Source organism: Pseudomonas sp. ML96 (genome assembly GCF_000761545.1).
Taxonomy (GTDB): Bacteria; Pseudomonadota; Gammaproteobacteria; order Pseudomonadales; family Pseudomonadaceae; genus Aquipseudomonas.
The window spans coordinates 20,819-45,521 of the sequence record NZ_JPMY01000029.1; the positions used below are offsets into that span (position 1 = coordinate 20,819).

The window sequence follows — 24,703 nt, forward strand, 5'->3', positions numbered from 1 at the left end:
AACAACAAGTGAGAGTTGCCATGAATGCAGAGAACAAGGTTCTGGTTGTAGGTGGTGGTATCGGTGGCCTGTGCAGTGCCATCGCCCTGCGTCGCAAGGGTATTGCCGTTGACCTGGTTGAGCTGAAGTCGGAATGGACCGTCTACGGCGTTGGCATCATTCAACAAAGCAACGTAGTGCGCGAAATGTCGCGCCTGGGCCTGCTCGATGCATACCTCGATGCCGCCTACGCATTCGAGGACGTGGCCATCTACACGACCGAAGGCCAGCAGCTGGTCCGTATTCCTGGTCAGCGTCTGGCTGGGCCTCAGTACCCGGCCAACGTTGGTATCTCACGTCGTGCCCTGCACAAGGTACTGAGTGAGACCGCTATTGAGCTGGGCGCTGGTGTGCGTCTTGGCCTTAGCGTTGAGTCCCTCGAACAAGACAGCAACGGTGTCGATGTCCTGTTCACTGATGGTACCCGCGGTCGATATGACCTAGTTGTCGGTGCTGACGGACTGTATTCGAAGATCCGCGGCATGCTTTTTGGTGACAAGTACCAGCCTCGATTCACCGGTCAATCGGTGTGGCGCTACAACTTCCCTCGTCTTCCGCACATCGACCACCTGGCTAACTATCAGGGGCCTGCGGGCAATGCTGGTCTCGTGCCGTTGTCCGACGACCTCATGTACATGTTCACCACCTCCCACGAGCCAGAAAACCCTTGGATGGCAGCAGATCAACTTGCTGCGCAAATGCGTGTGCGTTTGCAGGGTATGGGCGGCCTCATCGCTGAACTACGCGAGCAAATCGTCGACAACGAGCAGGTCGTCTACAAGCCGCTCGAGTCTGTGTTCGTCAGCGAGCCCTGGTATCGCGGCCGAGTAATGATCATTGGCGACGCTGCACACGCGACAACCCCGCACCTGGGGCAGGGCGCTGGCATGGCCATCGAGGATGCACTGGTCCTCAGTGAAGAGCTGACCTCTGCAGGATCTCTCGAGGAGCAACTTCAACGATTCATGGCGCGCCGCTTCGATCGCTGCAAGTACATCGCTGAGAAATCTCTCCTTGCTGGAGAGAAGGAGATGGCACGCGACCGCGAGTTCGACCGGATCGGCCTGATCAAAGAAATGCTGGAGCTCACAGCACAACCTATCTGACCCGGAGAGCTGCGGGGTTCGCCGTCCCTGCAGCTTTTCGTGACCTGCCCGAGGCGCACTGTAAAACCGCTATGCCTTGCCGCGGTTAGCAGTGATGAAAACTCACTAATGACAAGAACAACAAAAGAGGTTTGCATCGATGGCTAATCGAGAGCCTGTTGCACCCCGGCGTTTTGCTGACCGCTCGCGTCATGCTTTCCGCCTGTCCTTGGCTGCTGCACTGGTGGTGTGCGCCAATCAGTCCATGGCGTTTCAGATCGAGACCGGGAATTCCGACTTGAGTCTGCGCTGGGACAATACCCTCAAATACAGTTCCGCCTGGCGTGTAAAAGACCAGAGCAGCAAGCTCACTGAAGGGCAGGTCGCTCGCAACCAGGACGACGGTGATCGTGCCTTTGAAAAAGGCCTCATCTCCAATCGGTTGGACATCCTCTCTGAGCTGGACATGGGCTACCGTGATTTCGGTGCTCGTATTAGCGGCGCAGCTTGGTACGACACCGAGTACCAGAAAGATAACGACAACGACGATCCTACCCGCGCAAATCAGCGCTCGGTCGCCTACGACGAGTTCACCGACGACACTCGCGATCTTCATGGTGGCGATGGTGAGCTTCTCGATGCTTTCGTCTACTGGAACGGCGAAATGGCGGAGCGTGCGCTCTCTGTTCGCCTGGGACGTCATGGTCTGATCTGGGGTGAAAGCCTGTTCTTCGGTGCTAACGGTATCGCCGGTGGTATGGCACCGGTAGACGTGGTCAAGGCGATTTCCGTACCCAACACCCAGTTCAAGGAAATCACCCGCCCGGTCAGCCAGCTGTCCACCACCTACCAACTGACGGATGCAGTGTCTCTGGGGGCTTTCTACCAGTTCGAATGGGAAGAAACTCGTCTGCCGGCCGCAGGAAGTTACTACTCGGTCAGTGACACCATTGGCGAAGGCAATGAGCGCCTGGTTGTCGGTGCTCCGTTCCCTGCATTCCTGGGTGGTAACCCGGACAGCCCGGCTGCGTTTTTCCACGGCAAAGACAAGGATGCTAAGAGTTCCGGTCAGGGCGGCCTGCAGCTGCGGATTACCGATGACACCGTGGAGTACGGCGTCTACGCCATTCAGTACCACGACAAGACGCCAAAGCTGTATCTCAAACCTTCTGCTGGAGCCCCTGAGTTCAGTACCGGCAAGATTGGTGAGTACTACTGGGTCTATCCAGAAGACATCCAGGCGCTGGGTGCGAGCTTCATCACCACTGTAGGTGAGTACAGCTTCGCTGGTGAGGCCTCCATGCGCTGGAACATGCCTCTGGTCTCCAATGCTCAGACCGTCACTCCGGGCATGGTTGCCGATAACGATGACGATGCGCTCTACGCCGTCGGCCGCACCGCACACCTCAACCTGAACATGATCGCGTCCTTTGGACCGAACTTCATTGCTCAGGAATCGGGGCTGGTCGGTGAGATCGCGTGGAACCGCCTGCTCAACGTGACCGACAACCGCAACGCTCTGGATCCGAATGCAACCGATGATGCGATCGGCCTGCGCCTGGTTTACACCCCGACTTACCGCCAGATCTATCCCGGTGTAGATCTCAGCGTCCCGGTAGGCATCAGCTACTTCCCCATGGGCAAGTCGGCAGTGATTGGCTCCTTCGGTCCTAACAAGGGTGGCGATTTCAACGTCGGTGTAAGCGCTACCTATCTCGACCGAGTCACTCTCGGCCTGACTTACACCCACTACTACGGCCCCGAGGATACCAACCTCGATGCGGCGAACCACTTCACCTACAAGCAATCGCTGAAGGACCGTGACTACGTCGCCTTCTCCGTCAAAACCACTTTCTGAGGAACGTGCACATGACCATTCCGTTCACGCTCAAAACTTTCTGTCTGGCTCTGGCGGGTGTTGCCGCTCTGAGCCTGCAGCCAGCAGTGGCTGCCAGTGTTGATGATCTCGGCAAGAGTTTGACTCCCTTCGGCGCAGAGAAAGCAGGCAACGCTGACGGTACCATCCCTGCTTGGGATGGCGGCCTCACCAAGGTAGATCCGTCGTTCAAAGAGGGCGGCAAACGTAGTGACCCGTTTGCAGCTGAGAAACCTCTGTTCAGCATCACTGCTCAGAACATGGCTCAGTACGCTGACAAGCTCAGCGACGGGGTCAAGGAAATGCTCAAGCGTTATCCCGATACCTATCGACTGGATATCTATCCGACTCACCGTACTGCTGCCGCACCCCAGTGGGTGTATGACAACACCGCTAAGAATGCCCAGACCGCCACGCTGGTAGAAAGCAGCGCTGGTCTCGTTCCGCAGGGAGCTTTCGGCGGCATTCCATTCCCGATTCCGAAGAATGGTTATGAGGCTATGTGGAACCACATCCTCAACTGGCGTGGCACCTCAGTGGCGATGGACTTCCGCCATTACCTGGTCACTGCAGATGGTGCGGCAGTCATGACCACTGACGGTAAAGCGATTCAGGAGATGCCGTACTACTACCAGGACGGCTCTGCGCAGACCTTTGAAGGCGACTACTGGCTGTTCCGCCTGCTGAACGTCGGGCCACCCCTGCGTGCCGGTGAGCAGATCATGGGGCGTACCAACGTCAATGGCGATAAGAGTCAGGCGCATGTCTATCTGGCTGGCCAGCGTCGTGTGCGCAAACTGCCGAATGCCTGCTGCGACACTCCGACTCCGGCTACTGCTGGCGTTATGTCCTTCGACGAACTGAGTGTCTATCAGGGCCGTTTGGATCGTTTCAACTGGAAGCTGGTTGGCAAGCAGGAGATGTACATCCCCTACAACGCCAACAAGGTGCAGACCGCGACCAATGCTGAGGACGTTCTGGGCAAGCACCACATGAATCCTGACTACGTGCGCTGGGAGCTGCACCGTGTTTGGGTCGTTGAGGCCGAGCTGGCTCCAGGCAAACGTCACCAACTGCCGAAAGGTCGTTACTACCTCGACGAGGATACCTGGCAGGCAATGCTGGGCGATCGCTGGGACGCTAAGGGACAACTCTCGAAGAGCCTCTGGTCTCTGCCAGCAGTGATGCCGGATATCCCGGCGGTGGCTCAGTTGTCCTCGGGCTTCTATGACCTGACATCCAACACCTGGTTCATCCAGAACCTCTATGCCGGCAAGGCTCAGCAGTACGCGATCGTTGATCGCTACAAGACCTCCGAGTTCTCTCCGGCGGCAATGGCGGGACGTGGCGTGCGCTGATGCGTGATTGGGAGGGCCTTGGGCCCTCCCTGTTTTATGCAGTACGAGGTGAAAGATGATCAGATCGACATGGGCAGGTGGCCTTTTCCTGGCGCTTGCCATGCCCTTTTCTCTTACCGCTCAGGCTCAGCCGCTAGCGGTAGGTAATGTGCTTGAGAGTAAGGCGGTTCAAACGCCGCAAGCTGTTCGCTCCGTGTTCACCAGTATCGCGCGTGCGGGTGAGCGTTTGGTTGCTGTTGGTGAGCGGGGAGTGATTGTGTTCTCCGACGACAACGGCGAGCAGTGGCGTCAAGCCAGCGTCCCGGTGTCGGTAAGTCTGACCGCAGTGGATTTCGTTGACTCTCAGCATGGTTGGGCCGTCGGCCATTCGGGCGTGGTGCTTGCCAGCCGTGATAGTGGTGAAACCTGGGAGTTGCAGTTGAATGGGCTCGATGCAGCCCAGTTGGAGCTTGCCGCTGCCCAACAGGCGCTTCTTGATGCGGTTGATGCTGATGTAGCCCAAGCACGCTTACAAACCGCAGAGCGTCTAGTCGACGATGGCGCGGACAAACCTTTCCTCAATCTTCATTTCACCGACGCCCAGCATGGAGTAGTCGTTGGTGCGTATGGAATGGCATTTCAGACTCGCGATGGTGGAAAGAGCTGGCAGTCCATGATGGGGCAGATCGACAACGCGTGGAGCTTGCATATCTACGCGATCGCCCAGCACGGAGATGACTGGTATCTGGCCGGCGAGCAGGGGTTCTTGGCCCATTCTTCGGATGCTGGGCAGCACTTCCAAAAGCTGGAAAGTCCCTACGAGGGAACCTTTTTCACCCTAGTTGCAGATCGAAATGGAGAGCTGCTTCTGGGCGGTTTGAAGGGCAATGCCTTTGTCCTGCGCCAACAAGGTGCCGTGATCGAGCCCGTCGCGGTGCCGATGCCTGTGTCTTTCAGCGATGGCACCTTCCTGGGTGACGGTCGTGTGCTACTGGCGAATCAAGCCGGAGCCATCTTCACGGTCGACGCTGAGAGCAACCGCTTACAGCTACTTCTGCCACCTCAGGGCAAGCCCATAACGGCCCTGACTCAGGCTGCTGATGGCCGACTTGTCATCGCCGGCTTCACCGGTATCTCGCACATGCCTCTGCCCGCCGTGAAGGTTTCGGAGTGATTTCATGAAATACAAAGCGCCTGCCGAAAGTCAGGAAATCTTCGACCCGCGCTCTGGCTCACTCATTGAGCGGGCCTTGTTCAATCATCGCCACTGGGTGCTGATGCTTTGTCTGCTGGTCACCGTATTACTCGGCTGGCAAGCGACTCGCGTAGAGCTTAATGCCAGCTTCGAGAAGATGATTCCGACTGGCCACCCCTACATCGTCAATTACCTGGATAACCAGAAAGAGTTGTCCGGCCTAGGTAACGCCTTGCGTATTGCCGTGGCTAATCGCCATGGAGACATCTACGACGCGGATTACCTCAAGACCCTGCAAGCGCTGAGCGACCAGATCTATCTCCTGCCTGGTGTAGATCGTGCCTTCATGAAGTCGCTCTGGACACCGGCTACTCGTTGGGTCTCGGTAACCGAGGAGGGGCTTGATGGTGGTCCAGTAATCCCCGATGAGTACGACGGTAGCCCCGCGTCCTTGGCCGAGCTGCGCCGCAATGTGCAGCTCTCGAACGAGATTGGCCAATTGGTCTCGTTCGATCAGAGCTCCAGCATCATCTACGTGCCGCTGCTGTCGCGTACCGCCGATGGCAAGGAACTGAATTACGCAGAGCTATCCGCAGAGATTGAGCTGCTGCGTAGCCAGTTCCAGAGCGAAAGCATTGATATTCATGTCACCGGGTTCGCCAAGAAGATTGGTGACCTGATTGCTGGTCTGGAGCAGATCCTCCTGTTCTTCGCCGCTGCGATTCTGATTACCACTCTGGTCCTGTATGGCTACACCCGCTGCGTGCGAAGCACCTTGCTGGTGGTGATCTGCTCGCTTGTAGCGGTGATCTGGCAGTTGGGCCTTCTCCCGCTTCTCGGCTACGAGCTGGATCCGTATTCGATCTTGGTGCCATTCCTGGTCTTCGCCATTGGCATGAGTCATGGCGCTCAGAAGATGAATGGCATCATGCAGGACATCGGCCGCGGTATGCATCGGTTGGTAGCGGCCCGCTTCACTTTCCGACGCCTATTTCTTGCCGGCCTGACCGCTCTGCTGTGCGATGCGGTTGGCTTCGCGGTTCTAATGATCATCAAGATCCAGGTGATCCAGGACCTGGCGATCATTGCCAGTCTGGGCGTTGCGGTTCTGATCTTCACCAACCTGATTTTGCTGCCTGTACTGCTCTCTTACGTCGGGGTCAGTCCTAGCGCTGCAGAGCACAGTCTAAAGAGCGAGCGCGCCGAAGAAAGTGGCCGGGTGCGCCATCCGTTCTGGCGTTTCCTCGACCTGTTTACACGCCGCCCATGGGCAGCGGTCTGTGTGGCTGTGAGCCTGGCCCTGGCAGTTTTCGGGTTCATGGTCAGTCTGCATCTGAGCATCGGCGATCTGGATCCAGGCGCGCCGGAGTTGCGTGCGGATTCGCGCTACAACCAAGACGATGCGTTCATGACGCGTAGCTACGGTGCCAGCAGCGACTTGTTTGCGGTGATGGTGCGTACCCCAGCAGGGGCCTGTGCTCGCTACGACATTCTGCGCAAAGTTGATGAGCTGGATTGGCAGTTGCGCAGCCTGCAGGGTGTGGACTCGACCAATTCACTGGCTCTGCTTAACCGGCGCATGCTGGTGGGGCTCTCCGAAGGCAGCCCGAAGTGGTACGAGCTGCAGAACAACCAGGCGACTCTGAACATGATCACCGCCAGTGCTCCGCGTGGTCTGTACAACGAGTCCTGCAACCTGCTGACCCTCTACGTATACCTGACTGACCACAAGGCGGAGACTCTGACTCGCTTGGTCGATCACGTAGAGCAGTTCGCTGCTGCCAACAACACTGAGGAGGTCCAGTTCCTGATGGCTGCAGGTAATGCAGGCATCGAGGCGGCCACCAACATTGTGGTGAAGAAAGCCAACCGCGAAATGCTGTTCTGGGTGTACGGCGCGGTCATCCTGCTATGCCTGATTACCTTCCGGTCCTGGCGCGCGACTCTCTGCGCAGTGATTCCACTGATGCTCACCTCCATTCTCTGCGAGGCGCTGATGGTGTGGCTGGGTATTGGGGTCAAGGTCGCCACGTTGCCAGTGATTGCTCTCGGGGTCGGCATCGGCGTGGATTACGCCCTGTATGTCATGAGCATCATGCTTGGCCATCTGCGAGAAGGATCGAGCTTGTCTCATGCCTACTACCGAGCACTGGTCTCCACCGGAAAGGTGGTGATGCTGACCGGTGTCACGCTGGCTATCGGCGTTGGCACCTGGGCCTTCTCGCCCATTAAGTTCCAGGCCGACATGGGCATTCTGCTGGCCTTCATGTTCGTCTGGAACATGGTGGGCGCGCTGATGCTGCTACCTGCGCTGGCCTACTTCCTTCTCCCTGCCAGTCGGCGCCAATCGGCGTCGGCCGAGCCGCATACCGACAAGAAACAACTGGCTGTGGACTCCCACAAGGCGCAGGCGCGCATGGCGCACAGCTGAACGATCGACCACCACAAAAACAAAAATAGGTATCCCAATGAAGATGCTGACCTTGCTGTTAGATGGACTCTATACGGGACTGATCGCCTATGGCTCCGACTTCTGGTGCATTCCGCCGGAGGGGGTGAGCGATGAGCGCTGAACGTATAGCTGGACCGGCTCAGTCACTGCTCCTGCTGTTCGGCAGTTGCTTGCCGGTACTTGGTGCGGTCCTCATCGCGCCAGTCCTGCCACGAATGCAAGAGCACTTCGCTGATACTCCGGGTGTCGAGGTGCTGACGCCTATCGCCCTGACTATTCCTGCACTGGTTATTGCGTTGATCGCACCGTTCGCCGGTGTGATCGCAGATCGGGTCGGGCGCAAACCACTGCTACTGACCTCTTTGCTTCTCTATGCGCTGTGCGGTCTTTTGCCGCTTTGGCTTGAGTCGCTTCCCGGCATCGTTGCGAGCAGGGCCGGTTTGGGGCTAGCAGAGGCAGGCATCATGACCTGCTGTACAGCGCTTATGGGTGATTACTACCAGGGTGATCGTCGGGAGCGTCTGTTCGCCCTTCAGATGGTCGCAACGTCACTTTCGGCCGCGGTATTTATCGCCCTCGGTGGTGCGCTCGGCCAGAGTGATTGGCGTGTGCCATTCGTGCTCTACGCCTCGGGACTGATCTTCCTGCCGATTATGGCCTGGCTGCTGTGGGAGCCACACGCCAGCCATAGTGAGGCTGAAGTGAAGAGTGCCGAGCGATTCCCTTGGTCCGCGCTCCTTCCTCTGTATGCCTTGACCGTTCTTGCGGGGATCAGCCTGTTTATCGTCCCGGTGCAGGCAGGTTATCTGCTGACTCTCATGCACGTCGACTCGCCGCAGCAGATCGGCCTGACCATGGGGGCAAACCAGCTCGGCGTTCTGGCCGGTGCTTTGTCGTTCCGACTGCTGAGTGGCCTACAGCGCAAGAGTCTTTTGCTCATCGCCTTCGCCACGGCCGGGTTTGGCGGGCTGCTAATGGCCCAGGCTGGCAATCATGCAGTAGTGATCATTGCAGTGCTGGTTAACGGTTTGGGCATCGGTCTGATGCTGCCAACCCTGATCACCTGGGTGATGAGCCGAGTCAGCTTCGCTCAACGCGGCCGAGCCAGTGGCGGCTTTACCGCCGCTCTGTTCGCCGGCGAGTTCATAAGCCCCCTCGTGGTGATTGGAATCACTGGAGGTCAACTCGAGGCGCTCCCCGCAGCATTGACCGTTGTGGCCATCGCCCAATGCGTACTCGCATTTATCTGTCTGGGGCTCCATCGACTTTTCCGCGCGCTGGCTGAGCCAGTGCATGCGCTTGCCTGATATCTGCCGAGGCTTTGTATGGCTAATGCACTAAATCCGGAAGCGCTTGACCAGCTCTTCCTGAAAGCACGTTCCCACAACCAGTGGCAGGACCGGGATGTTCCCGATGCCCTGCTGGATCAGTTGTATCAGACCCTGCGACAAGGGCCGACCAGCAACAATTGCAGTCCGGCACGCTTCGTGTTCGTGCGAAGCGACGAGGCTAAGCAAAAGCTTCTGCCTGCGCTTAAAGGACATAACGGCGAGAAAATGTTGCAGGCCCCGGTGACAGCCATCGTCGCATGGGACAGTCGCTTCTTTGATCATTTGCCCCAACTGTTCCCGATCTACGATGCCGGTGCAGCATTCCGCGAGAACCCTGAGGCGGCGTTCGTCGCAGGGTTGCGCAATAGCAGCCTGCAGGGGGCTTACCTCATCCTCGCCGCGCGAGCGCTTGGCTTGGACTGCGGCCCAATGTCCGGCTTTGATGCAGCACAGGTAGACGCAGCCTTCTTCCCGGATGGACGCTGGCGCAGCAACTTCCTCTGCTGTCTGGGTTATGGAGATGAGACCGGCCTGCGTCCGTCCGGACCTCGGCTGTCCTTCGAGCAAGCGTGCCTTGTGCAATGACCCGAGCACTCTTTTCCCTTGAGGGGCAGGTTGCGCTGATCACGGGAGCCACTCGAGGTATTGGTCTGGCGATCGCACGCGAGTACGGCCACGCCGGCGCACGCCTGATCATCAACAGCGAGAGTGCCGAGGCTTGTGATCATGCTGTCACTCTGCTGCGCAATGAGGGATTGGACGCTGATGGACTAGTAGCCGACCTCCGCAAGGCCGAGCAAGTCCGCGGTCTGGCCAATCAGGCGCTTGAGCTTTATGGCCAGATCGATGTGTTGGTGTGCAATGCCGGAGTAGCTCCACATATGGGGCCGTTGGCTAGTGCTGATGATGCGCAATGGCGACTGACGATGTCCGTCAACCTCGAGAGTGCGGCTTGGTTGAGCGCCGAATTGCTGCCGCAGATGGCGCGCCGCGGAGGCGGCAGTGTGGTGTTCATAGCCAGCATTGCAGGCGTCCGAGGCAATCGAGGGCTTGGTCTCTACGGGTTGTCGAAAGCCGCGTTGGCTCAGTTGGCTCGCAACCTGGCAGTGGAGTGGGGCCCCTCCAATATTCGGGTGAACACCATCAGTCCAGGTGTGATTCAGACCGAGTTCGCCAGACCGCTCACTGATAACCCAGAAATTATGCAGCGTCGTTTGGCATTGACCCCACTACGCCGTGCAGGAATTCCCGAAGAGGTCGCTGGGCTAGCACTGCTGCTTGCTGCTCCCGGCGGGGCCTTTATCACTGGACAGAACTTGATAGTCGACGGTGGCACAACCATCGGCGACGGCAACTGAACGGAGCACCTATGCAAAGCCTTCCTTCTTTCAAGCGCGTAGTGACTGGTCACGACGCCCAGGGCGTAGCCGTAGTAGCTATGTCTGGCGAGACACCTAATAACTTCCCTCTCAAGGCGATCCCGGGAACGGTTTTCTACGAGGTATGGAAGAGTCACACAAGTCCGGCGCCTCTGAACAATGACGATGATCCCACCAACAGCCCACTTCAGCTCAGTCCAGAACTGCAAGGAAGTGTGATCCGCGTAGTTGATATCCCTCCGGACAGCGTACAGAACCAGATCAGTGCCGAGGATGCTGCTGCTGCATTCTCCGAAATTGGCGAATCGCATGCCGGTACTGGGAAGTCCGACTCGAAGCACAAGCTGATGCACCGTACTGAAACGCTTGATTACGGCGTGGTCACTGAAGGCGAAGTTTGGTTGGTCTTGGATGGCGAAGAAGTCCATCTCAAACGTGGCGACATTGTTGTTCAGCGCGGCACCAATCACGCCTGGAGCAATCGTACCGAGGCAATGGCCAGGATGGTGTTCATCCTGCTGGATGGCCGTTATGCGCCGGAGCTGCTGGAGGTGTTGAAATGAAACTGGCAACCCTGGCAGATGGTACTCGCGACGGTCGTTTGCTCTTGGTGTCTCGTGACCTAACCCGAGCAGTAGATGCCGCAGATATAGCACCAACCCTGCAAGTCGCTATCGACAACTGGTGGGGTGTTGAGGCAGATCTGCAGAGCCGCTATGAGGCGCTGAATCGCAATGAGCTAGCTAACACCTTTGTCTTCGAGACGACCAAAGTGATGGCGCCGCTTCCTCGAGCCTGGCAGTGGTTGGACGGATCCTGTTTCCTCAGCCACGGCGAGTTGATGCAGCGTGCCTTCAACATCGACCCGATTGAGGGAGTCGAACAGACGCCGCTGATGTACCAGGGCGCAGGTGATGATTTCATCGGGTCTTGCCAAGACATCCCTTTACCTAGTGAGGCTCATGGCATCGACTTCGAGGGTGAGTTCGCAGTGCTGGTCGACGAAGTACCAATGGGGTGCACTGCTGAGCAAGCCCTCAAGCACATTCGCCTGGTTCTGCAGGTTAACGATGTCAGCCTGCGTGCACTGGCTCCGCGTGAGATGCGTACTGGCTTTGGTTTCGTTCAGGCCAAGTCTTCATCTAGTTTTGCACCAGTAGCAGTTACCCCGGATGAGTTGGGGGAGGCCTGGCGTGATGCTCGTGTACATCTGCCGCTGAACGTTGAATGGAACGGCGAATGGTTTGGCCATCCGCACGGTGGCGCAATGCACTTCGGTTTCCATCAACTGATCGCCCACGCTGCACTAACTCGCCGCCTCAGTGCCGGAACCTTGATTGGCTCCGGTACCGTTTCTAACACTGATCGTAGTGTCGGCTCGGCATGCATTGCCGAGCGCCGTGCCATCGAGATGATTGCTCATGGCGCTCCTCAAACTGGGTTCATGCGCTTTGGTGATCGCATCCGAATGGAGGCACGGGCCGGCGACGGTAGCCCTGTGTTCGGCGCCATTGACCAGCGTGTTGTGCAAGAGGGCACTCCATGCGCGTGATGATCACTGGCGCTAATGGCTTTGTTGGAAGAGGGCTGGTACAGCGCCTTCTGGCTGATGGCGTTCTGCGCGGAAAGCGTATTGATGCACTTCTCCTGGTGGATCAGGAGCTGGTCGGTTTTCCAGAGGACAAACGCATTCGCCGGCACTCTGGCAGCGTGACGGATAAAGCTCTGATTCGCCGTGTACTGGCTGACGGAATCGATGTGGTTTTCCACCTGGTGAGCATCCCAGGTGGTGCTGCTGAAGCCAACTACGATCTGGGCTATGAGGTCAATCTGCAGGCCAGCCTGGAGTTACTGCATCAGTTACGCAATAAGTCCAAACCGCCACGTTTGGTTTACGCCAGCAGCGTGGCTGTTTACGGGGCAGATCTCCCCGGGCGGATGGATGAAGCTACAGGTGCTGTACCGAAGCTCTCCTATGCAAGTCATAAGCTGATGGTAGAGACCCAGCTTGCTGATCTTGCTCGGCGTGGAGAGGTAGATGGTATCGCTCTGCGCTTGCCTGGAATCGTGGCCCGTCCGCGCCAGCCCAATGGCCTGAAGTCAGCGTTCATGAGCGACCTTCTGCATGCTGTGGCGGCAGGTGATCGGTATGTATGCCCGGTATCAGCTCAGGCTACTGCTTGGTGGATGTCTGCGCGCTGCTGTGTCGACAACCTAGTGCATGCGGCTGAGCTAGAGGGAGAGCTCGGCTCACGTATTTGCCAACTGCCGGTCTTGCACCTGTCTATCGATCAGGTGCTGGACGCATTGTCCGCTTGCTTCGGTGAGCAGCACAGAGCCTTGGTCAGCTTCGCTCCTGAGTCGGAGCTGGAGGCGCTATTCGGCAATTATCCACCGCTGCGGACGCCGCAAGCTAAGGCGCTGGGCTTCCATCACGACGGTTCTGCCTCCGCGCTGATCCGCAACGCCCTCAATCTCTCATTCTCGCGTCGCCCTCGTTCAGCGGCCTCTATTGTAGGTACTCCGACATGACCCAGAAGAAGCGTCGTTTAGTCGATCTATCGGTGACTCTCGACAACAATCCCTACACCGATCCGCCACCCCTCCTGCCGAAAATCGATTACATGGACCACCAGCAAGGCTGGCCGGAAATGGCGGCGATGTTTCCAGGGTTGCGCAAGGATCAATTGCCCGGTGATGAGTCTTGGGCGGCAGAGCGCCTGAACATCACGACTCATAGCGGCACTCATATGGATGCGCCTTGGCATTACGCCTCAACTACCGATGGTGGCAAGCCGGCATTCGGTATTGATGAGCTTCCGCTGGAGTGGTGCCTGCAGCCGGGGGTGAAGCTGGACTTCCGTGATTTCCCAGACGGTCACGTGGTTACTGGCGCAGAGGTGGAGGCTGAACTGGCCCGGATAGGGCATGACCTTCAGCCGCTGGACATCGTGCTGATCAACACTCGTGCAGGAAGCCTTTTTGGTCAGCCGGGTTACTTGGAGGCAGGTGTCGGTATGGGCCGGGAGGCAACCCTTTATCTGCTGGAGCGAGGCGTGCGCGTAGTTGGGACCGATGCCTGGAGCTGGGATGCCCCCTTTAAGTACACCCGTGAGCGTTTTGCCGAGTCTGGTGATGCCGCAATCATTTGGGAGGGCCATAAGGCTGGCCGCGACATCGGATATGGGCAGATGGAGAAACTGGCCAACCTAGAAAGCCTGCCTGCTAGTGGTTTCCAGGTTTCCTGCTTCCCCTACAAGATCAAGCATGCCTCGGCTGGTTTTGTCCGCGCAGTTGCCATCTTCGAAGAATAAGAGAGAGGTACCTCATGCGTTTCCCTGCCTTGCTAGCAGCTTCCATGTGGTTGGCATCAGCCGGCCTGATGGCAGCCGAAAGACCGAATATTCTTCTGATCGTCGCCGATGATCTGGGCTACTCGGATCTTGGTGCTTTCGGTGGTGAGATAGAAACACCAAATCTGGACAAACTAGCCGAAAGTGGTTTGCAGTTGACCAGCATGTATGCGGCGCCTACCTGCTCGCCGACTCGCGCCATGCTGATGTCGGGCACTGACAACCACTTGGCTGGGCTGGGAACGATGGCTGAAGGTATGCAGCCATTCCAACGAGGCAAGCCAGGCTATGAGGGGTATCTCAACCAGCAGGCGCACTCCATTGCAGAGTTGCTGCGTGATGGCGGCTATCGCACTAGCATGGTCGGTAAGTGGCACCTGGGCTTGCAGCCAGAGCAAGGCCCGGATCAGCGTGGTTTCGAGCGATCCTTCACCTTGCTCGAGGGTGGTGGCGTGCACTTCAAGCCAAAGGCCGGAAGCACAGCAAAGATCGAGCAGCTGACCTATCGAGAGAATGGTCAGCCCGTGGAATTGCCAGACGATTTCTACTCGACGGACTTCTATACCGACAAGCTGATTAGCTATCTGAAGGCAGGAGAGGGCAGTGGTAAGCCTTTCTTCGCCTATGCGGCCTACACCTCACCGCATTGGCCTCTGCAAGCACCGGATGCCTGGCGAGACAAGTATCAAGGTCGCTACGAGGCGGGTTATGACGCTGTAAGGCTCGCACGCATCGATCGGATGAAGGCTCGTGGGCTTCTACCCGCCGATTTTCAGGCGGCAGCTCCACTGCCGGTAACTCCACAGTTGCCAGGATGGGCGCAGCTGAGTGGTGAGCAACGACACATCGAAGCGCGGAAGATGGAAATCTACGCAGCGATGGTGAGTAACCTCGACCACAACGTCGGGCGCCTATTGAGCTATCTGCGTGAAAACGGGCAGATGGACAATACCTTGGTGGTGTTCATGTCCGATAACGGGGCGGCAGGAGAGCGTCACGAGCAGTTTTATCCGGCAGGGCCAGGCACGGACAACAGCCTGGCTAACCTTGGCAAGCGTGGTTCCCAAATCGACTACGGACCGCGCTGGGCTGAGGTCAGCGCGGCCCCATTTCGTCTATTCAAAGGCACTACCGCTGAAGGCGGCATTAGTGTTCCGGCACTCGTAAAGCTGCCATCAAGCTTGCGTCGGAAAGGGCTGGAACGAAGCGTGGCGCGTGTAGATGATCTGGCTCCCACGTTCCTTGCATTAGCCGCATTGCCGGATCCAGGTAGCTCTTGGAAAGGGCAGGCTAAACACCCCATAACGGGTCGTTCGATGCTGCCAATGCTTGAGGGCAAGAAACAGTCCGAACCTGTGCTGGCGGGGGAGCTCTTCGGTAGCCGTTACTACCGTGAGGGGAATATGAAACTGCTCGGTCTTGTGCCATGGGCGAGACCTGGGGAAGCGCCGCAACCTCTGCGTTGGCAGCTGTTTGATGTGTCCCGAGATCGCGGTGAGCAGCAAGATCTTTCCACTCAGCAACCAGAAACGTTTGAACGGCTCAAGCAGGCCTGGCAGGGGTATGCACATCAAGTGGGTGTTGTTGTGCCTCCAGCGATGAAGACTGGGGCTCCATGAGGTGGTACTTAACAACTGGGGCACTGGCGGCCCTAGTTCTGCTTGTGGCCGGAGTGCTCCATCAGCCGAACCTTGAACTGGGCTCTCGCGAGGCTTGTTTGAGCTATAGCGGACTTCCTGCCAACTGGCAGGAAGATCCGCTGGCGGGAATGGTGCGGATTCATGGCGGTAAGTTTGTACCGGGCACTCAGGGGGGATACCCCGACGAGATCCCTTTGGATGTTGTCGAGGTTGCAGATTTCTGGATTGACCGCACCGAAGTAACCCGAGCTCAATTTGCCAGTTTCGTCACCGCCACCGGCTATATCACTGATGCAGAAAAGCAAGGTGGGGCTGCTCTGTTTCGGTCTCCGCTCGAAGCTGCTGCTGGAGATGCTCCCTTGTCTTGGTGGCATTACGTCCAGGGGGCTAACTGGCGCTATCCCGAAGGGCCGAGCCAGCCCGCAGCGGTGTTGGATGCCCATCCGGTTACTTTGGTAACTCTCGCAGATGCACAGGCCTATGCGCGTTGGCGAGGAAATGAGTTACCCAGTGAGGCTGAATGGGAGTACGCCGCACGAGCAGGCCAAGATTCCCTGCGTTTAGGGGAGGAACCGCTGGACTCTCACGGCAAGCCCTTGGCCAATTATTGGCAGGGAGTTTTTCCGATTCAGGATGCAGGAGAAGACGGGTTCGCTGGCTTGGCTCCGAGTGGGTGCTTTGCTGCCAACGCTAACGGGCTGTTCGACATGATTGGCAACGTCTGGGAGTGGACTGCGGACACCCAGCAGGGGCCGCTTTTCAGTCACGCTAATGGCGATCCTGGGCAGTTGCGCAGCGTCTCATTCTCCTCACGATACCAAGTGATCAAAGGCGGTTCATGGCTATGCGCTACTTCCTATTGCGCACGTTATCGCTCCGCCGCGCGTGAGCGCCAGGAGGAAGACTTGGCAACTTCCCACGTCGGCTTCCGCACTATTCGCCGAACTACAAACGAATTTTCCCCCGAACGGAGAGACTCAGATGCGTCTTAATCCATTGCTTCTAGGTGCCTTGATGCTCCTATCCGTTTTCGGCACCGCACGGGCCGATGACGAGGAGCAGTCTAGAGAGCTGCTGCAGCAGGCTGTCGACTACTATCGCGTACAGGGTGATGCGGCTTTCGCCGCGTTCAGCCGTCAAGGCGAATTCATCCAGGGCGATCGCTATGTGTTTGTCGTTGATGCGGCCGGGACCATGCTCGCTAGTGGCGGCCCTTCGGCGGTTTTGATTGGTCGTGATGTATCGGCGGTGCTGGACTCTGAATTGCGCCAGGCTTTCGAGCAGGCTTTACAAGCTACAGAAGGCGCTGGAGTGCAGGTCGCTGAGTATCGTTGGCTCAATCGCCGTGATGGTCGAGAGGAGCGCAAGCGTGTGTACTTTCAGCGCGTAGGTGATCGCTTCATAGTGGTTGGTCACTACCTGCCGCGGGCAACCCCAGATCAAGCGGAAGCGCTGCTGGCCCGGGCTGCAAAGGCCATTGCTGCCGATCCGGAGCAGAGCTTCGAGGCGATCAACAGCCTCTCGGCTAGTTTTCGTGAGGATGATTTGTATGTCTTCGCCATCGACCTTCGCTCGCGCCGCTATGTCGCTCATGGCTACAACAAACGCCTTCTAGGGGTGGACTTCTCCACTATCCGTGACCCAGATGGGAAACCTGTTGGCGAGCCAATTTTGCAACTGATGCAAAGGGCCGAAACAGGCGGCTTTGACTACCGTTGGAAGAACCCGGTAACCAGCAAAATTGAGGAAAAACATGCTCTGCTGCGTAAGGTCGGCAACTATCTGATCGCCGTGGGCTACTACCAGCCTCGCTGACAGTGCATCAGTGGCTGGGGATTTTCTCCGCCAGCCGCTGATCTTCCATACGCCAAGCGATCAGTAGTGGAGCCAACGCAAGGGCAGAGCACAGCAGCATCAAGTAGCCAAAAGCATGGCCTGGCTGCCAGGTATTCAAGGCAGTGAACAGGCTCATTAACAAGGCAGCTCCGAGCGCTCCTCCAAGGCCGCGAACCAACCCGCAGCAGGCTGTTGCAATGCCTAGCTGCGCGCGTGGAGCCGCGTTTTGTACGGCCACCAGTACGGTTGGAAACTGCAGGCCCAGGGCTATTCCTGTCAGCATTAGTCCTGGCAGTGCTAACCAGCTGGCCTCAACCCAGGCCACGCAGGCCAGAGTTGGTGGGAGAGCGCTACAGCCTGTAAGGATCAGAGGCTTGTAACGCTTCAGCTGAGCGCTCAGGCGGCCTCCGGTGTAGGCGCCAATAGGAATGCCAGCGGCCAGTGCAATCAGCAGCGAAATTGCTTGACCACTCTCGGCGTGAAGTGGGATCAACATCCCAAGACCAACGGAGAGGAAGCTACTGAATAGCATCAGTAGCAGACTTGCTCGCAGTGTTGGAATGCGTAGCAACGATGGTGGTATCAGTGGCTCACTGGCATGCCGTTGCCACGCGATGAAGAGCGCTGTCCCTAGCGTCCCCACCAGTAGCAACGCTGTGTCGATGGTGCTGCTCCAGGATTGCTCATGGCCGAAGCGGATTACCAGCATCATCACACAGCCCAGTCCCAGGGTTAGCAACATGCAGCCCAGATAGTCGACTCGACTGTTCATTCGGCTGCTAGCTAAACCTGCAAGCCCACGCTGGGCAAGAAATAGGGCAGCCAGACCCAGCGGCAGATTGATAAGAAAAATTCCACGCCACGACCACTGCCCGATAAGACTTCCGAGCAGCGGGCCGGCCAGGCTAGCAATAGCAAACATGCCGCTGAACCAAGCTTGGTAGCGCCCCCGCTCGGCCGGCGAGATCAGCTCGCCGATCAGACTCTGAATGCAGGTCATCATGGCCCCGGCCCCAATGCCCTGTAATGCTCGAGCTGCAACGAGCTCGCCAACATCTCGAGCCAGGCTGCAGAGTATCGAGGCGAGGATAAACGCGAGAAGGGATCCGTATAGCAATCGAGCTCGCCCAAATAGGTCGCCGAGCTTACCTGCGATAGGTGTGGCCACCGTCATTGCCAGCAGATACGCCGATACCACCCAGGGCAGATACTCTGCGTGCGGCAAATCGCGAGAGATGTCCGGCAGGACCACTGCCACTATGGTCTGGTCAAGCGCTGCCAGAAACAGCGCTAGTAAGAGACCACTGAGGATCTTTCGTAAACGGTGCTCGCTCATGACTGCCGGAGCTGCTCGGCAATCTGCTGGCTTTGCAAGCCGATCTGTTCCAAGTAGTAGGCCACGCTACCTGGTACAAACTCTCCTGTTTGCTGCAGTAAATGACGCCGAATGTAGTTGTAGCTGCGCTCTAGCTTGCTCAGCTCTGTCGCCTGCTGAGGAAGCATTTGTTGCAGTGTGGCGAGGTCTTGCCGAATAGCCTGATCAAGAGTCTCCGGTGCGCCCTGCTTGAGGTCATCGATGTAGACAGCCAGCGAGCCAAAGGCACGAGTCTGGTAGTAAAGAAGCAGGCGCTGACTGTTGAGCATCAGTCGATCAAGTGTCTGCAATGGAGAGCTGTCGTGGTCTGATTCCGGGTCAAGCTGCTGAGCGAGCGAATCGAGCCGCGCCTGAGATTCGAGGATTGGGTTAATCCAGATTGGGTAGAGATGAGCCTCGTCACCCCGGTGCTGTTCCAGCGTTTCAATTAGCGATTGGAGCCGTGCACCTTCCGCCTGCAGCTCAGGAGAGGGCGTTTGCTGCAGCAGCATATTCAGCTGCTGCATATCCGCACGATACTTTTCTGCGTGCTCTGGGTTAGCCGAGCTTGTTACTGGGTTGTAATGCAGGAGCAAGTGACTGGAGCTATTGAAGGCCAGGAACCGTATGTTCTGAATGTCTTCCTGAGGGGCTTTGGCGAATGCCAGGAATGGGCAGAGCAACAGCGTAAGCAATGCCTGTTTTAGATGCATGGCGTCTTCCTTCTTATTCTGGGGCTCATGCGGTAAGCGTCGTCCGGGCTCGTTTGAGCCCGGGCTAGGTACTGTATGACAGGTAGTCCACAGCCCTTGGCTGACGCGTTTGGAGAAGATCGAAACCCCTCTTGTGGAGGGGCTCCGAGGCCCATCGTGGCGAGCCGTGGGCACGATAGGTTTACGTGCTTCTTGGCTCAATATGCACGGGCGAGTTAGGGGCGATTAACGCCCATATTCATGCCGATTGAGACCATTGAAGGTAGGCACATTCGGTTAGAAAGATGCCTACGTATCAGGGCCTTATTTCTTGCGGTCTGGGCAGTTCTTTTGAGCCGTGGCGGGATACTCGGACAGCCTTTTCACTGCCGTCATTTTGTAGATGGCGTTGTCTGGTTCGGAGGCGAGGGCGGACGGGCCGAACTCGTTGACTACGTGACGAATGCCACCACCAGCAGCGATCACCGAACTGGTCATGGACTTCAGGCGAATGCCTGCCGAATTTGGTGCCTCGATGGCGCTGGAAGCGAATACGCCCGTAAAGAAGAGCGAGTAGACCGCCAGTCCAGTCGCCTCATGAGATTTGACGTTGCTGCCCACAACGTAAGAGGCGAAACCTTCCTTGGCTCCATTCATCCAGGCAGCTTGATAGGGCGGATCGTAGGGCATCTCACTTTGGTAGAAGATCGTACGGCCGCGCTCACCATTCCAGATAACCTGATGCTTCTGGAAGTGCTCTACGAATAGACCCAGAGCGTTGACATCGTTTCCATTAACAATCAGGCCATGATCAGCCTGGTTTTCGCCCCAAGCAGTGCCAGTGCCATGATCACCACGCCAGATCCAGCTGTGATCAAGAATCACATTGTGGTTGTTGACCTCGACACTGGTGGTCGCTTTGCCGAGCAATGGGCCGCCCACGCGAACGAAGATATCGCTCAGCGTGGTCGGGTCATGTGCTTCGCCGGCGTAGCTGCCGCGCTGTCCGACTTTCAGCAGGACATTGGAGTTGGTTGGGCCTGCGTCGATGATCAAACCAGAAAGCATGGCGCCGGTGATGTTGCCGACTTCAACAGCAGCCTTACCCGTTGCCGGAACCAGAGTCGGGAACCCGAGGCCGAGCACTACTGTGCCTGCACGGTTTACCTTGATCGGCTCACCCAAGACGTAGACGCCCGGGGTAACGATCAGGTTCTTGCCCTGTTGCAGCTGCGCGTTAATGGTGGAAGCCGAGTCGCTTGGTTTAGCGATGTAGAAGGTCTGAATTGGAAGCTGTTTGCCAGTCTGTGCTGACACCTCCCAGTCGTGGCCGGACCCGTGGCTTTTTACGCGGGGGACAAATACGTTGAACTGCTTCTGCGCGTCTACATAGAGAAACGGTGCTTCCCGTGTCACCGGCGTTGTTGCTTGGCTGGTGATGCTGCCCGGATCGAAGTTGCTTCCTGGAGCACCGAGTACGCCAGAGAACACGTAGTTGATCGCTCGGCCGTTCCACTGGTTGATTGTGCTGTTGCGCGTGTACCAGTGAGCTTGAGCTGCACCGACGGTACCGTCACCGCTGATGACTGAGCCCTGAACATTGCTGTTGGCAATGTAGGTGCCGAAGGCCATGGTGCCGTAGCGACCGTTGAGCTCAAGGTCACCAAGGATATTGATTCGACGTAGTGGGGCTGCCTGAGAAACAGCCCAGCGCATGGTGTGCGGCGGGGCTATGCCCTCTGGGTATGGCAGTTGAGCGTCATCACCAACCGGGCGCTGGATAGGGTTGATCGTCAGGTTCGACAGCGATCGCCAGAACTTGGTTAGCGAGTTGGACACCAAGGTCCCATCCTGCGGGTTGCCACCCGGATTCTCTTGCTTGGGCTCCACGTGAAGGGCGCCGTTAATGCGGACCTCCTGCGGAGTTTTCCCCAGCCCATAGATCGCCGTGTAGTAACCCACCTCCGAATTGACGATACCCGTTGCGGTCGCGGGATCATCCTGACCTGCATCACTGCCGTATACGCCCGGCATGAAGAACACAGCATGGCGGTTCTGGCTGAACTCTGGCTCGTTGGAAAAGCTCTGCAGAGTGGAGTTGATTTCAGCAACCGGAGTGGTAGGGGTGAAAATAGTTACATTTGGGCCGAAGTCGGGAAGGGCGGGAGTGCTCTTATTCGGCGCTGAACTGACAGCTGTTGGCGCCAGAGACAGGGCTATACAGGCAGCCCCGCTAATAGCAGTTGCAAGAAGGCTTGTCTTCATTTTTGAAATCCATCTTTTTTGAAGTTTTTGTTGTAGATGAAATCATGGCCAGCTGACTTGTTGGCCGAGTAATGGTTGTCAATGTCGTCAGCTGACTACTTTGCCATTTTCATTACGTTATATACGGCGATGAGTGCAGGTGCGGTTAGGCTCCGAGCTAATCGCTTGCCCAGCCGCATGCGCAGCTAAGGAGATGCACGCGGAAGGCCTGCCAAAGCTGCCCATCAGGAGTTAGGGTTACCAATCGATTTTTTATCTAACAGGTATCTTTCGGCGCGATATAGAGATGAGCCGAAATGGGCAGCGCATAGCTTCAGGGAAGAGTATTAAGTCAGATTAATTTGCGATGGCGATATTTGACGGGCCAATTATTGCAACTGGCTTATTGAGGGTGTTGAGTCAAATAATCTATTTGGCTAGATTTCGATGGATTATCCTTGCCGCAATTTATCTATAAGAGCTGATTTTTATTATGCATAGAGAAAGAGGGAAGTTACTTCCCCCTTTCTCTAGTGCGGTCAGGCAGCGCTGAACGATTTATGCGGGTCGATGACGAATTTCTTTGGCACACCGGCATCGAACTCGCCGTAACCACGAGGTGCATCGTCCAGGCTGATCACCTGCACGCCTACCACTTCGGCGATGTTGATGCGGTCCCACATGATTGCTTGCATCAGCGCACGGTTGTACTTCATGACTGGGGTCTGGCCGGTATGGAAGCTGTGAGATTTCGCCCAGCCCAGGCCGAAACGAATGCTCAGGCTGCCGATTTTTGCCGCTGCATCTACTGCGCCCGGATCTTCGGTGACGTACAGGCCGGGGATGCCGATCTTGCCGGCCACGCGCGTGACCTGCATCAGCGAATTGAGGACGGTGGCCGGAGCTTCGTGCTGCGCGCCAGCATGGCCATGACCGCGGGCCTCAAAGCCCACTGCATCCACAGCGCAATCTACTTCTGGCTCACCTAGCAGGTCTGCGATCTGCTCATGCAGCGGTGTGTCCTTGGATAGGTCGGCAATCTCGAAACCAACGGATTTAGCATGAGCAAGACGTACTGGGTTCACGTCGCCGACGATCACTACGGCTGCACCTAACAGGCGGGCAGAGGCGGCAGCAGCGAGCCCCACTGGGCCTGCGCCAGCGACATATACAGTGCTGCCTGGCCCAACGCCGGCGGTTACTGCGCCGTGGTAGCCGGTGGGCAGAATGTCGGACAGGCACGTCAGGTCACGAATCTTTTCCATAGCCTTGTCGCGTTCTGGCAGCTTGAGCAGGTTGAAGTCCGCATAGGGCACCAACACGTACTCGGCCTGGCCGCCGGTCCAGTCACCCATGTCGACGTAGCCGTAGGCCCCGCCAGCACGAGCCGGGTTTACAGTAAGGCAGACTCCGGTGTGTTGCTCCTTGCACGAACGGCAGCGGCCACATGCGACGTTGAACGGTACCGAAACCAGGTCGCCGATCTGCAGGTGCTCCACATCACGGCCTTTCTCGATCACCTCGCCCGTAATTTCGTGGCCCAGCACCAGGCCGACTTGAGCGGTGGTGCGGCCACGGACCATATGCTGATCCGAGCCGCAAATGTTGGTGGACACCACTTTCAGAATGACTGCGTGCTCGATTTTTTTGCCGCGCGGGTCCTGCATTTTGGGGTAGTCGATCTTTTGTACTTCGACCTTGCCCGATCCGAGATATACGACTCCACGATTGCCACTCATAGAACAACTCCTTAATGCGCCCCTATGGAGCGCAGGTGGTGGGTAGTCACAAACCGTTGGTTAAGCGCTGGTCGCCTGACGCAGGCTTTCGATGATCTTGCGTGCGCGGTTGGCTCCGACGTCGACGTGGATGTCGATCATCGGCTTCTCGCCGAAACGGCACATGTTCTGGTACTGCGCTTCGATCACCACTTTGTCTTCGTCGAAGGTCATAGCGGTTTGCTCGATGACCTTGGCCTTGACCTCGTCGTGGTTGCTCTCGGGGTTGGTGGCAATCGACCAGAAGTAGTGGCTGGTGGTATCCGTTTCTGGAGTGACCCCATGGAAACCGCGCATATGGAAGCCGCCACGCTCCGGGTCATTGAGTGACTCGGTGTTGGCGTCAACGGCGCCGGTCCAGATGCGCAGATGGCTGACGTGGAATTCGATTTCCTGCCAGCGGTCGACGGTGCCCTTGAACGGATAGGCCGCGACATAGGTGGGGGGCGGCGTCGAGTTGGGCATGTGACGTACGACCCTGACCATGCTGTCGTCGCTTTCTACGGTCATCTTCGCTTCCATGTGAATGGATGCGTTGCCGCCGATGGTGCGCAGGTGCACGTAACCCAGGTGGCTCAAGTCCATCAGGTTGTCGTGAATCAGCTGGTAGGGTGCGTCGTAGTGATAGACGTCGCCACCGAAGATGTACTTGCCGCTGCTATGCACGTTGTATTCCGGTGGCTCGCAGGTCGGCTCCGGGTGGGCACTGCTACCGAACCAGATCCATACGATCTGATCTCGTTCACGCACGTGGTACATCGGCACTTTGGCCTTGCTCGGAATCTTGTCCTGACCAGGAATCTCGATGCATTTTCCGGCGGCATTGAACAAAAGACCGTGGTAGCCGCAGCGCAAGCCTCCACTGTCCAGGGTGCCTGAGGACAGGGGCAGAGCGCGGTGGCAGCAACGATCTTCCAGCGCCGCCACTGATCCATCTGCCATACGGAACAGCACTACTGGTTTGTTCAGCAGGGTGCGACCAACAGGTTTGTCATTCAGCTCCCAGCCGAGCGCTGCGACATACCATTGATCAAGTGGGAATTTGGGTAGTGCGGACTGCGAGGACACCTCGTAGGCCAGGTTCTCGTTGGAAGCATTCATGGGCTTCTCCC

At 57.5% G+C, this 24,703-nt stretch carries 20 protein-coding genes; 15 read left to right on the forward strand and 5 right to left on the reverse strand.

Features of this window, described 5'->3' with window-relative positions; genetic code table 11:
• Positions 1 to 20 precede the first annotated feature (20 nt).
• The 15 genes from IP89_RS15150 to IP89_RS15220 all read left to right on the forward strand — a co-directional run bounded on the left by IP89_RS15150 (position 21) and on the right by IP89_RS15220 (position 17,502).
• Entirely contained in the window at positions 21 to 1,145 is a 1,125-nt protein-coding gene (locus tag IP89_RS15150; RefSeq protein WP_043310431.1) for an FAD-dependent oxidoreductase, read from the forward strand.
• Positions 1,146 to 1,284: 139 nt separating this feature from the next.
• The gene (locus IP89_RS15155) at positions 1,285 to 2,982 is read left to right on the forward strand and encodes a DUF1302 domain-containing protein (RefSeq protein ID WP_043310432.1); all 1,698 of its coding nucleotides are present in this window, start codon (positions 1,285 to 1,287) and stop codon (positions 2,980 to 2,982) included.
• A gap of 11 nt (positions 2,983 to 2,993) precedes the next feature.
• Positions 2,994 to 4,358: a DUF1329 domain-containing protein gene (locus tag IP89_RS15160; protein WP_043310433.1), complete on the forward strand. Its 1,365-nt coding sequence runs from the start codon at positions 2,994 to 2,996 to the stop codon at positions 4,356 to 4,358.
• Positions 4,359 to 4,413: 55 nt separating this feature from the next.
• Positions 4,414 to 5,511: a YCF48-related protein gene (locus tag IP89_RS15165; RefSeq protein ID WP_043310434.1), complete on the forward strand. Its 1,098-nt coding sequence runs from the start codon at positions 4,414 to 4,416 to the stop codon at positions 5,509 to 5,511.
• A 4-nt stretch (positions 5,512 to 5,515) separates the two neighbouring features.
• Positions 5,516 to 7,963, forward strand: a complete 2,448-nt coding sequence (locus IP89_RS15170; protein ID WP_043310478.1) for an RND family transporter — start codon at positions 5,516 to 5,518, stop codon at positions 7,961 to 7,963.
• Between the two features lie 131 nt (positions 7,964 to 8,094).
• Positions 8,095 to 9,291: an MFS transporter gene (locus IP89_RS15175; protein ID WP_043310435.1), complete on the forward strand. Its 1,197-nt coding sequence runs from the start codon at positions 8,095 to 8,097 to the stop codon at positions 9,289 to 9,291.
• Positions 9,292 to 9,309: 18 nt separating this feature from the next.
• Entirely contained in the window at positions 9,310 to 9,900 is a 591-nt protein-coding gene (locus tag IP89_RS23070) for a malonic semialdehyde reductase (protein ID WP_081963265.1), read from the forward strand.
• Positions 9,897 to 10,673: an SDR family NAD(P)-dependent oxidoreductase gene (locus IP89_RS15185; protein ID WP_043310437.1), complete on the forward strand. Its 777-nt coding sequence runs from the start codon at positions 9,897 to 9,899 to the stop codon at positions 10,671 to 10,673. Before IP89_RS23070 ends, IP89_RS15185 begins: the two co-directional genes overlap by 4 nt.
• A gap of 11 nt (positions 10,674 to 10,684) precedes the next feature.
• Positions 10,685 to 11,257: a cupin domain-containing protein gene (locus IP89_RS15190; RefSeq protein WP_043310438.1), complete on the forward strand. Its 573-nt coding sequence runs from the start codon at positions 10,685 to 10,687 to the stop codon at positions 11,255 to 11,257.
• Positions 11,254 to 12,246 carry a fumarylacetoacetate hydrolase family protein gene (locus IP89_RS15195; protein ID WP_043310439.1) on the forward strand — a complete coding sequence of 331 codons (993 nt, stop codon included), beginning with the start codon at positions 11,254 to 11,256 and terminating at the stop codon, positions 12,244 to 12,246. The genes IP89_RS15190 and IP89_RS15195 overlap by 4 nt, the downstream gene beginning before the upstream one ends.
• The gene (locus tag IP89_RS15200; protein WP_043310440.1) at positions 12,237 to 13,226 is read left to right on the forward strand and encodes an NAD-dependent epimerase/dehydratase family protein; all 990 of its coding nucleotides are present in this window, start codon (positions 12,237 to 12,239) and stop codon (positions 13,224 to 13,226) included. Before IP89_RS15195 ends, IP89_RS15200 begins: the two co-directional genes overlap by 10 nt.
• A complete protein-coding gene (locus IP89_RS15205) occupies positions 13,223 to 14,008 on the forward strand; it encodes a cyclase family protein (protein ID WP_043310441.1) in 786 nt (261 codons plus the stop codon). The genes IP89_RS15200 and IP89_RS15205 overlap by 4 nt, the downstream gene beginning before the upstream one ends.
• A 14-nt stretch (positions 14,009 to 14,022) precedes the next feature.
• On the forward strand, positions 14,023 to 15,666 hold the full coding sequence (locus tag IP89_RS15210; RefSeq protein ID WP_043310442.1) for an arylsulfatase: 1,644 nt from the start codon (positions 14,023 to 14,025) through the stop codon (positions 15,664 to 15,666).
• A 98-nt stretch (positions 15,667 to 15,764) separates the two neighbouring features.
• Positions 15,765 to 16,679 (forward strand): formylglycine-generating enzyme family protein, encoded by a 915-nt coding sequence (locus tag IP89_RS23075; RefSeq protein ID WP_256203152.1) that lies wholly within the window; start codon positions 15,765 to 15,767, stop codon positions 16,677 to 16,679.
• Positions 16,669 to 17,502, forward strand: coding sequence for a cache domain-containing protein (locus tag IP89_RS15220; RefSeq protein ID WP_043310444.1), 834 nt, complete (start codon positions 16,669 to 16,671; stop codon positions 17,500 to 17,502). The genes IP89_RS23075 and IP89_RS15220 overlap by 11 nt, the downstream gene beginning before the upstream one ends.
• Before the next feature lie 7 nt (positions 17,503 to 17,509).
• On the opposite strand, the gene IP89_RS15225 is transcribed toward IP89_RS15220, so the two are convergent.
• The 5 genes from IP89_RS15225 to IP89_RS15245 form a co-directional block, all read right to left on the reverse strand.
• Positions 17,510 to 18,859, reverse strand: coding sequence for an MFS transporter (locus IP89_RS15225; RefSeq protein ID WP_043310445.1), 1,350 nt, complete (start codon positions 18,857 to 18,859; stop codon positions 17,510 to 17,512).
• Entirely contained in the window at positions 18,856 to 19,590 is a 735-nt protein-coding gene (locus IP89_RS15230) for a hypothetical protein (RefSeq protein ID WP_043310446.1), read from the reverse strand. The genes IP89_RS15225 and IP89_RS15230 overlap by 4 nt, the downstream gene beginning before the upstream one ends.
• Before the next feature lie 303 nt (positions 19,591 to 19,893).
• Positions 19,894 to 21,834 (reverse strand): hypothetical protein, encoded by a 1,941-nt coding sequence (locus tag IP89_RS15235; protein ID WP_052081102.1) that lies wholly within the window; start codon positions 21,832 to 21,834, stop codon positions 19,894 to 19,896.
• 518 nt (positions 21,835 to 22,352) lie between these two features.
• A complete protein-coding gene (gene fdhA, locus IP89_RS15240) occupies positions 22,353 to 23,552 on the reverse strand; it encodes a formaldehyde dehydrogenase, glutathione-independent (protein WP_043310447.1) in 1,200 nt (399 codons plus the stop codon).
• Between the two features lie 60 nt (positions 23,553 to 23,612).
• Complete coding sequence (locus IP89_RS15245) at positions 23,613 to 24,692, reverse strand: aromatic ring-hydroxylating dioxygenase subunit alpha (RefSeq protein ID WP_043310448.1); 1,080 nt, start codon at positions 24,690 to 24,692, stop codon at positions 23,613 to 23,615.
• Between the last annotated feature and the right edge of the window lie 11 nt (positions 24,693 to 24,703).

What these genes read in the sequence shown, in the direction of transcription:
- IP89_RS15150 (WP_043310431.1), top strand. Translation starts at nt 21, where the DNA reads ATGAATGCAGAGAACAAGGTTCTGGTTGTAGGTGGTGGTATCGGTGGC.
- IP89_RS15155 (WP_043310432.1), top strand. Translation starts at nt 1,285, where the DNA reads ATGGCTAATCGAGAGCCTGTTGCACCCCGGCGTTTTGCTGACCGCTCG.
- IP89_RS15160 (WP_043310433.1), top strand. Translation starts at nt 2,994, where the DNA reads ATGACCATTCCGTTCACGCTCAAAACTTTCTGTCTGGCTCTGGCGGGT.
- IP89_RS15165 (WP_043310434.1), top strand. Translation starts at nt 4,414, where the DNA reads ATGATCAGATCGACATGGGCAGGTGGCCTTTTCCTGGCGCTTGCCATG.
- IP89_RS15170 (WP_043310478.1), top strand. Translation starts at nt 5,516, where the DNA reads ATGAAATACAAAGCGCCTGCCGAAAGTCAGGAAATCTTCGACCCGCGC.
- IP89_RS15175 (WP_043310435.1), top strand. Translation starts at nt 8,095, where the DNA reads ATGAGCGCTGAACGTATAGCTGGACCGGCTCAGTCACTGCTCCTGCTG.
- IP89_RS23070 (WP_081963265.1), top strand. Translation starts at nt 9,310, where the DNA reads ATGGCTAATGCACTAAATCCGGAAGCGCTTGACCAGCTCTTCCTGAAA.
- IP89_RS15185 (WP_043310437.1), top strand. Translation starts at nt 9,897, where the DNA reads ATGACCCGAGCACTCTTTTCCCTTGAGGGGCAGGTTGCGCTGATCACG.
- IP89_RS15190 (WP_043310438.1), top strand. Translation starts at nt 10,685, where the DNA reads ATGCAAAGCCTTCCTTCTTTCAAGCGCGTAGTGACTGGTCACGACGCC.
- IP89_RS15195 (WP_043310439.1), top strand. Translation starts at nt 11,254, where the DNA reads ATGAAACTGGCAACCCTGGCAGATGGTACTCGCGACGGTCGTTTGCTC.
- IP89_RS15200 (WP_043310440.1), top strand. Translation starts at nt 12,237, where the DNA reads ATGCGCGTGATGATCACTGGCGCTAATGGCTTTGTTGGAAGAGGGCTG.
- IP89_RS15205 (WP_043310441.1), top strand. Translation starts at nt 13,223, where the DNA reads ATGACCCAGAAGAAGCGTCGTTTAGTCGATCTATCGGTGACTCTCGAC.
- IP89_RS15210 (WP_043310442.1), top strand. Translation starts at nt 14,023, where the DNA reads ATGCGTTTCCCTGCCTTGCTAGCAGCTTCCATGTGGTTGGCATCAGCC.
- IP89_RS15220 (WP_043310444.1), top strand. Translation starts at nt 16,669, where the DNA reads ATGCGTCTTAATCCATTGCTTCTAGGTGCCTTGATGCTCCTATCCGTT.
- IP89_RS15225 (WP_043310445.1), bottom strand. Translation starts at nt 18,859, where the DNA reads ATGAGCGAGCACCGTTTACGAAAGATCCTCAGTGGTCTCTTACTAGCG.
- IP89_RS15230 (WP_043310446.1), bottom strand. Translation starts at nt 19,590, where the DNA reads ATGCATCTAAAACAGGCATTGCTTACGCTGTTGCTCTGCCCATTCCTG.
- IP89_RS15235 (WP_052081102.1), bottom strand. Translation starts at nt 21,834, where the DNA reads ATGAAGACAAGCCTTCTTGCAACTGCTATTAGCGGGGCTGCCTGTATA.
- fdhA (WP_043310447.1), bottom strand. Translation starts at nt 23,552, where the DNA reads ATGAGTGGCAATCGTGGAGTCGTATATCTCGGATCGGGCAAGGTCGAA.
- IP89_RS15245 (WP_043310448.1), bottom strand. Translation starts at nt 24,692, where the DNA reads ATGAATGCTTCCAACGAGAACCTGGCCTACGAGGTGTCCTCGCAGTCC.